This is a genomic window from Neisseria sp. HMSC056A03 (assembly GCF_001815685.1).
GTDB classification, from domain to species: domain Bacteria; phylum Pseudomonadota; class Gammaproteobacteria; order Burkholderiales; family Neisseriaceae; genus Neisseria; species Neisseria subflava.
The window spans coordinates 1-7,328 of the sequence record NZ_KV821614.1 but is presented as its reverse complement, the minus strand read 5'-3'; the positions used below and the strand labels follow the sequence as shown (position 1 = coordinate 7,328).

General features: G+C 50.0%; 4 protein-coding genes and 3 pseudogenes. All 7 read right to left on the bottom strand.

What is annotated here, in order from left to right:
• Window positions 1-90: 90 nt before the first annotated feature.
• A pseudogene (locus tag HMPREF3052_RS03795) lies at window positions 91-1,132 on the bottom strand (capsule biosynthesis protein); the annotation flags it as partial.
• Between the two features lie 136 nt (window positions 1,133-1,268).
• Window positions 1,269-3,382, bottom strand: a pseudogene (locus tag HMPREF3052_RS03790) (capsular polysaccharide biosynthesis protein).
• Between the two features lie 23 nt (window positions 3,383-3,405).
• Complete coding sequence (rfbC, locus tag HMPREF3052_RS03785; protein WP_002251782.1) at window positions 3,406-3,945, bottom strand: dTDP-4-dehydrorhamnose 3,5-epimerase; 540 nt, start codon at window positions 3,943-3,945, stop codon at window positions 3,406-3,408.
• A gap of 53 nt (window positions 3,946-3,998) precedes the next feature.
• Complete coding sequence (rfbA, locus tag HMPREF3052_RS03780) at window positions 3,999-4,865, bottom strand: glucose-1-phosphate thymidylyltransferase RfbA (RefSeq protein WP_070748636.1); 867 nt, start codon at window positions 4,863-4,865, stop codon at window positions 3,999-4,001.
• 53 nt (window positions 4,866-4,918) lie between these two features.
• Window positions 4,919-5,290 (bottom strand): adenosylhomocysteinase, encoded by a 372-nt coding sequence (locus HMPREF3052_RS03775; RefSeq protein WP_191620682.1) that lies wholly within the window; start codon window positions 5,288-5,290, stop codon window positions 4,919-4,921.
• 54 nt (window positions 5,291-5,344) lie between these two features.
• Entirely contained in the window at window positions 5,345-6,409 is a 1,065-nt protein-coding gene (gene rfbB / locus HMPREF3052_RS03770; protein ID WP_070748634.1) for a dTDP-glucose 4,6-dehydratase, read from the bottom strand.
• Between the two features lie 115 nt (window positions 6,410-6,524).
• Window positions 6,525-7,304: pseudogene (gene galE / locus HMPREF3052_RS03765) on the bottom strand (UDP-glucose 4-epimerase GalE); the annotation flags it as partial.
• Window positions 7,305-7,328: the final 24 nt, after the last annotated feature.

Below are 7,328 nucleotides of genomic sequence, written 5' to 3'. Positions count from 1 at the left end.
GTAGAATTAGGAGTGATTTGGGGAGGGAAATAGCCGAAAACCTGTGTTTAGGTTTCGGCTGTTGGGGGGAGGACTTTTTTGCAAAGGTCTCATATTGTGAATCAGTCCGGACAGGCCGCTGGTGCTGTTGATGGTGACCATTCCGAGACCGTGGCGCAGGAAAACGGGCAGGGGGACATCATGGACGTAAGTCACGCGGCCTTTGAGTTCGGGGTGTTCTTTGATAAAGCGCTTAATGTCGCGCCAGTAGTCGATAAAACCGCGGGCCATCGGGTGATGCTTGATGATGATGTTGGTATCGGAAGGCGCGTGCTCAGCAAATGAACTCAAAACATGGAGCAGGAAGCTGCGGACGCTGGGAAAGTCGCAATGGATACGGACTTGGCTGTCGTTGAATACCTGCAGGGGAACAATAAAAAACTTGCCGTATTTGCCTGCTTCCACACGTTTGGCGATTTGGATGTCTTCAATATAGTAGTTCAAACGCTTGAGGATGGAGAGCGACCACAGTTTGAGGTAATGGCCGGCATTGGGTGCGCGGTGGTGGATGTAGTCGGGGTATTTGCGTGGATTGCGGAACAACTCGATATAGTAACGGATGGCGTTTTTTGCCATGGGCGTAAACCCGCCGCGTACCGGCGTTGGCGCTTTATATTCTTGCTGGGCAAGCTTAGGGAATTGTTCAAGAAAAAAAGTCGGCACGGCGCGGTAACGGGGAAAATGCGTTGACGCCGTCTTTTTCTAATGTGATGTAGTAGGGGCGGAAATAGCCTTCTTCAAACGCCCAGAAACTGGCTTGGTTTTCGTTTGCAATGCGTTTTGCAATGACATGATAAGGGCGTGTGTCGCCAAAGCAGACAACTGCCTGGATTTGATGTTGAACGATGTATTCTTGCAAAAATTCAGGAAAGGCCTCGTAGTCGTCGTGAAAAACAACGGTATGAGCTTGAGTGGGCGGATAAAAATAGTCGTCGCCTGCATTAAAGTTGAATTTATGTACGGTTTTACCGTTTTCAGTCAGCCAGTCGGCAAGGCGCAGAAAAAAATCGCCGACAGGACCTTGAAGCAGCAGGATATTTTCTGCGCTTTCAAGCAGGTTCTGCAGGTTGTTTTTGAGGACGGTCTGTTTCATGTCGCAATGTGGTTTTGTTTTTTATGTAATAGTTTTAGGTTGAACTTTCAAGCATACGCCAAGAGAATTAACGATGCAAAGGCAATAATGCCGCAACAGAGGCAAGCTTATGACGTATTGTTAATTTAGATGGTATTTATTTGAAAGATCGATATAGTTGTTTGATTTTACCTAATTTTTTAGCAAAGTAACCGCGATGTAATCCGTTGTTGTTTTTTTGCATATTTTTTTGATGTATCAGGATTTGGGCAGCGGTTTCCGCATTGATGGCCTGATGGGTTTCGGGGTGGATGTAGTCGGGATAGTGGATGAGCGTGCCGGCAATCAGCTGCCAAAGCTCAAGCCTGCGGCTGCGGCGCGGAATGGGCAGCAGATCTTGGGTAAGTCCCCAGCCTGCATAGAAAGGCAGGCCGTAGCAGCTGACTTTTTTGCCGCGCAACAGGGCTTCAAAACCGGTCAGCGAAGTCATGGTATGTACTTCGTCTGCGTATCGGAGACAGGTCAGGATATCGGCTTGTTCGGCGGTTTGGTCGGCATATCGTGCAGCATCTTCAGGGGAAATATGGCCGATGCGGTTACCGCTGACTACATCGGGATGTGGTTTGTAAATGATATAGGCATTGGGATTGCGTTCGCGTACGGTACGGAGCAAATCCAGATTGCGATAGATTTGGGGTGAACCGTAGCGGATAGACGCGTCATCTTCAACCTGGCCGGGAACGAGAATCACGGTTTTGTCGGTTGACGGGGCGGTGAAGTCTGAACTGCCGACGTTGTATTTGCTGATGTGGTTTTCGGTCAGCATTTTTTGCAGCTTCAAGGCCGTCTGAAAGTCTTGATCGTCGAAGTTTTGGTTTTGTAGGATGTGTTCGAGACGGGACGGGGTTTCGGCATTGAAGTAAATACCCATATCGTCGGTAACGAGCGACAGCGGCGGCACTAAGTTGGAGCCGAGTCCGACCGAGCGGATAAAGCCGTCTTCCATGCGCAGCAGGGGGATGTGGTGTTGTTCGTCAAAGCGGACGATGGCCTCTTTGCCGTTGCCCCAAGCAAGGATGCGTGTATCGTCGGACAGTTTGACCCCGGCCAGTTTTTGGGTGGAAGAGATAAATTTCAGACGGCAAGAGGGTACGTTAAAGAACGGTTTGGCAACCGCGCGTTTCCACAAAGACATACCGACGCAATATAACTCGCCACGCAATTTGTCGTTTTTGCGTTTGACCGTCGCCAGATAGTCGATGACATCAAAGAGGTTGCCTGCTTCGCCGGTATTGGGATTGAGGTAGCGGCTGTATTGAATATAAGCTGCTGCGAAGAGCTGCAGCAAGTTGCGGGGGACGCGGCGTTGGGTTTGAACAAGGCTGTCGATTTTTGGGTGGCGTTCGTCGCTCACGCCCCATCCGGCATACCACGGCAGACCGAAGGTGGTCAGCGGTTTGCCGCACAAAAGCGCCTCAAAACCCATTTGCGAAGTAACGCAATAAACTTTATCGACGTTTTGCAACAAAGAAATCGGATTGATGTCTTCTGCCAAAAGATGGACGCGGTGTTGCTGCGCCAGTTGGGTCAGATAGCCTTGTTTTTTGCCGCACAAAACATCGGGATGGGTTTTGACCCAAATATCGGCTTGCGGGTTTTCATTTAAAGCCGTCTGAAACATCAGTTCAAACGTAGAGGCGTCTGCGCCGCCATATTGGATGGCCATATCGCCGAAGGTTTGGTCGATAATGAGGACGGTTTCAGACTTGGATGGGGAGCGTAAGGGATGATTGTCTGAAAGTTCGGGCGCGTGGTTGTATTTGGACAGGTGGTGTTTTAGGATGAAATCCATCGCCTGCCGCGCCTGAGCCAAGGTTTCAGACGGCATGGCATCGGCGGCAAGAATCAGTTGTTCCAAACGCGAAGGACGTGTGGTGTCGTAGTAGATGCCGATGTTGTCATAGACGATGGAGTAGGGGGATAACCGGCGACTCCCAGGCCGAGCGAGCGTAAAAAGCCGTCTTCCAAAGCAATAAAGGGAAGCTGGTGTTCGGCGGCAAAAGCACGCGCTTTGTGTGTCGTCGGGCGCAAACCCCAGCCGACCACAGCCTCCGCTCCTTTTCCGTCTTTGCAGATATGAAACTCGGGCAATAGGGTGGAGAGATGGGGGATTTTGCGGATGCCGCGAGAGGGGATGTAGGCGTTTTTCACAATGCGTTTTCGTCGATTATTGTTATTAATGGATTGTAGGCCGTCTGAAAAGAGGAACATTCTTTCAGACGGCCTGAATAGTCTTAAAACGTGACTGCTTCGGCCAATACTTTGCCTGCCAAGTCTTTAGGCGACAGGTTCGGCTCGCCTTGCAACGGCCAGTCGATGCCGACGGTCGGATCATTCCAAATCAGCGAGTGTTCGGCTTTGGGGTTGTAATAGTCTGTGCATTTATAGACGAACTCGGCTTCATCGCTCAGTACATAGAAGCCGTGTGCGAAACCTTCGGGTACCCACAGTTGGCGTTTGTTTTCTGCGGACAGAATCTCGCCTACCCATTTGCCGAAAGTGGGGGAGTCTTTACGCATGTCGACAGCTACATCGAATACTTCGCCGACAACCACGCGTACGAGTTTGCCTTGTGTGTTTTCAGTTTGATAGTGCAGGCCGCGCAATACGCCTTTGCCGGATTTGGAGTGGTTTTCCTGTACGAAGGTGCGTTCGCAGACTTGGGTTTTAAACCACTCGTCGCGGAAGGTTTCCATAAAAAAGCCGCGCGCGTCGCCGAAGACTTGGGGCTCAAGCAGTTTTACGTCAGGAATGGCGGTATCAATGATGTTCATCTTTTTATCTTTCATCTAAAGGCCGTCTGAAAAGTTTCAGACGGCCTCAAACATTATTTTTTCAACAGGCGCAGCAAATATTGGCCGTATTGGTTTTTCGCCATCGGGCGCGCCAGTTCTTCCAGTTTTTCATCGGAAAGCCAACCGTTGCGCCAAGCGATTTCTTCCAGGCAGGCGATTTGCAAGTCTTGGATGTTTTGCACGGTTTGGACGAATGAAGCGGCTTCGTGCAGGCTTTCGTGCGTGCCGGTATCCAACCATGCGAAACCGCGTCCCAAAAGTTGTACCGACAATGAACCGTCTTCCAAATACATTTGGTTGAGATCGGAAATTTCCAATTCGCCGCGGGCGGACGGTTTGATTTGTTTGGCGAATTCGACGACGCGTTGGTCGTAGAAGTACAAGCCGGTTACTGCCCAATCGGATTTGGGCTGTTGCGGTTTCTCTTCGATAGACAGGGCGTTGAAGTTTTCGTCAAATTCGACTACGCCGAAACGTTCGGGGTCTTTGACCTGATAACCGAATACGGTTGCGCCGTGAGTCTTGGCGGCGGCCTGTTTCAATGTTTGCGTAAATGATTGGCCGTAGAAAATATTGTCGCCCAAAACCAAGCAAACATTGTCGTTGCCGATAAATTCTTCGCCGATGATAAATGCCTGTGCCAAGCCGTCCGGGCTGGGTTGCACGGCATAGCTGATGGAAATGCCGAAATCGCTGCCGTTGCCGAGCAGGCGTTTGAAAGAGGCGTTGTCTTCGGGCGTGGTAATCACCAAAATATCGCGGATTCCTGCCAGCATCAATACGGACAGGGGATAGTAAATCATGGGCTTGTCGTACACGGGCAGCAGTTGTTTGGATACGCCGCGCGTGATGGGGTAGAGGCGCGTGCCGCTGCCGCCGGCAAGGATGATGCCTTTCATGGGTTTTCTCCTGAGTAGTGTGTGTTTGCGTGATTTTCAGACGGCCTTCGGTTTTAAAGAGGCTTGCCGTTTATCATGCCAAAGAAACTTTTGATATCGAAATAAATAGAACGGATGTCTCCGGCTTCATTTTGAACGTCGAGACGGTCATAGACGCTGTCATTTTGCTCTATCAGGGCTTGTCTGACTACGCGATATTCAGGCATGTTTTCTTCAATCCAGGAATATTCAGCGGCAATGCCACGCATAGTGTCGTTTTCGATGATGACAATTGCCTTTTCGATGGAGCTACCATCGGCTTTTGTTGTCTTCTGAACTGTTGTTTGTGCGGCATGATGTCGTGTTTCTTTGGCCGAAATTGGCGCAGAGACAAACAAGGCAGAGGTCAAAGTTGCTAATAAAAAAATGCGGGATAGAGAGTACATGGATATTCCTTTGTATGATGAAGCTTGATGTTTTCAATGGAAGGATTGCATGGCTTACAACTTACCTAAACGCTCCAAACGATAGCTGCCGTTCAATACGTTTTGCCACCAAGTTTTGTTGTCCAAATACCATTGCACTGTTTTGCGGATGCCGGATTCGAATGTTTCCTGAGGTTTCCAGCCCAGCTCTCTGCCGATTTTGGCAGCGTCGATGGCGTAGCGTACGTCATGGCCGGGACGGTCTTGCACGAAGGTAATCAAATCTTCATAACGCGTTACACCCACTGGTTTTTCAGGAACAAGCTCTTCCAGCAGGGCGCAGATGGTTTTGACGACTTCAATATTGGCTTTTTCACTGTGGCCGCCGATATTGTAGGTTTCGCCGACAACACCTTCGGTAACAACCTGATACAGCGCGCGCGCGTGGTCTTCGACAAACAGCCAGTCGCGGATTTGCATACCGTCGCCATAAACAGGCAAGGGTTTGCCGTCCAGCGCGTTCAGAATCATCAAAGGAATGAGTTTTTCCGGGAAATGGTACGGACCGTAGTTGTTGGAACAGTTGGTTACAATGGTTGGCAAACCGTAAGTACGCAACCATGCGCGGACGAGGTGGTCGCTGGACGCTTTAGAGGCAGAGTAGGGACTGGATGGCGCGTATGGCGTGGTCTCGGTAAACAAATCGTCTGTGCCGTGCAAATCGCCATAGACTTCATCGGTGGAAATATGGTGGAAACGGAAGGCTTCGCGCTTTTCAGACGGCATTTGTTGCCAGTAGGCGCGGGCCGCTTCAAGCAGATTGAATGTACCGACGATATTGGTTTGGATAAACTCACTTGCAGAATCTATAGAGCGGTCGACATGGCTTTCCGCTGCCAAGTGCATCACGGCATCAGGCTGGTGTTGTGCGAATACGCGGTCGAGTTCGGCTCGGTCGCAAATATCCACTTGCTCAAAAGCATAGCGAGGATTATCGGCTACCTCGGTCAAAGATTCCAAATTGCCGGCATAAGTCAGCTTATCGACATTGACGACAGAGTCTTGGGTGTTTTGGATAATATGACGGACAACGGCAGAACCGATAAAGCCCGCACCGCCGGTAACAAGGATTTTTTTCATAAATTTCAGAGGATAGCCAAAAAATATGAACGGATTATAGCAGACAGAATGTGTGTTTTTCAGATAAAGAGGCCGTCTGAAAACATCTCTTTCAGACGTCCTGCATCAGGTTAACTTAATCATCGTAGCCATTTGGGTTGTTGCTGACCCAACGCCATGAGTCTTCCATCATCTGCGCCAAATCGCGTTTGGTTTCCCAGCCGGTTTGCGCTTTGGTGTAGGCAGGGTCGGCATAGAAACAGACCAAATCGCCATCACGACGCGGTTTGATTTGGAAAGGAATGGTCAAGCCGGAGGCCGCTTCAAAGGCACGGATGATTTCTAATACCGAATAAGCACGTCCCGAACCCAAATTAAACAGATGTACGCCCGAAACATCGCTTTTCGCTTGCATCGCCGCCACATGGCCTTCCGCCAAATCCATCACATGGATATAGTCGCGCATACCTGTACCGTCTGAGGTGGGGTAGTCATCGCCAAAAACCGACAACTGCGGCAGCTTGCCTGAAGCCACTTGGCGGATATAAGGCAGCAGATTATTTGGGATGCCGTTTGGCTGCTCGCCGATCAAACCACTTTCATGCGCACCGATAGGGTTGAAATAGCGCAACAAAATCACGCTCCAACGCGGATCGGCCTTTTGGATATCCGTCAAAATGCGCTCCACCATAGACTTCGACGTGCCGTAAGGGCTGGTCGTATCTCCCGGTTGCATATCTTCCGTATAAGGCACTTTACCCGGATCGCCGTAAACCGTAGCCGATTAGCTGAACACAATCTTAAATACGCCGGCACGCGCCATTTCTTCTGCCAATACCAAGCTGCCCGACACATTGTTGTCATAGTATTTCATTGGTTCGGCCACGCTTTCGCCGACTGCCTTTAAAAAGTGTAGAAACTAGTAGCGTTGTTTACAGTA

Coding starts and splice junctions, on each gene's coding strand:
- rfbA (WP_070748636.1), bottom strand. CDS start 4,865: ATGAAAGGCATCATCCTTGCCGGCGGCAGCGGCACGCGCCTCTACCCC.
- rfbC (WP_002251782.1), bottom strand. CDS start 3,945: ATGAACATCATTGATACCGCCATTCCTGACGTAAAACTGCTTGAGCCC.
- HMPREF3052_RS03775 (WP_191620682.1), bottom strand. CDS start 5,290: ATGTACTCTCTATCCCGCATTTTTTTATTAGCAACTTTGACCTCTGCC.
- rfbB (WP_070748634.1), bottom strand. CDS start 6,409: ATGAAAAAAATCCTTGTTACCGGCGGTGCGGGCTTTATCGGTTCTGCC.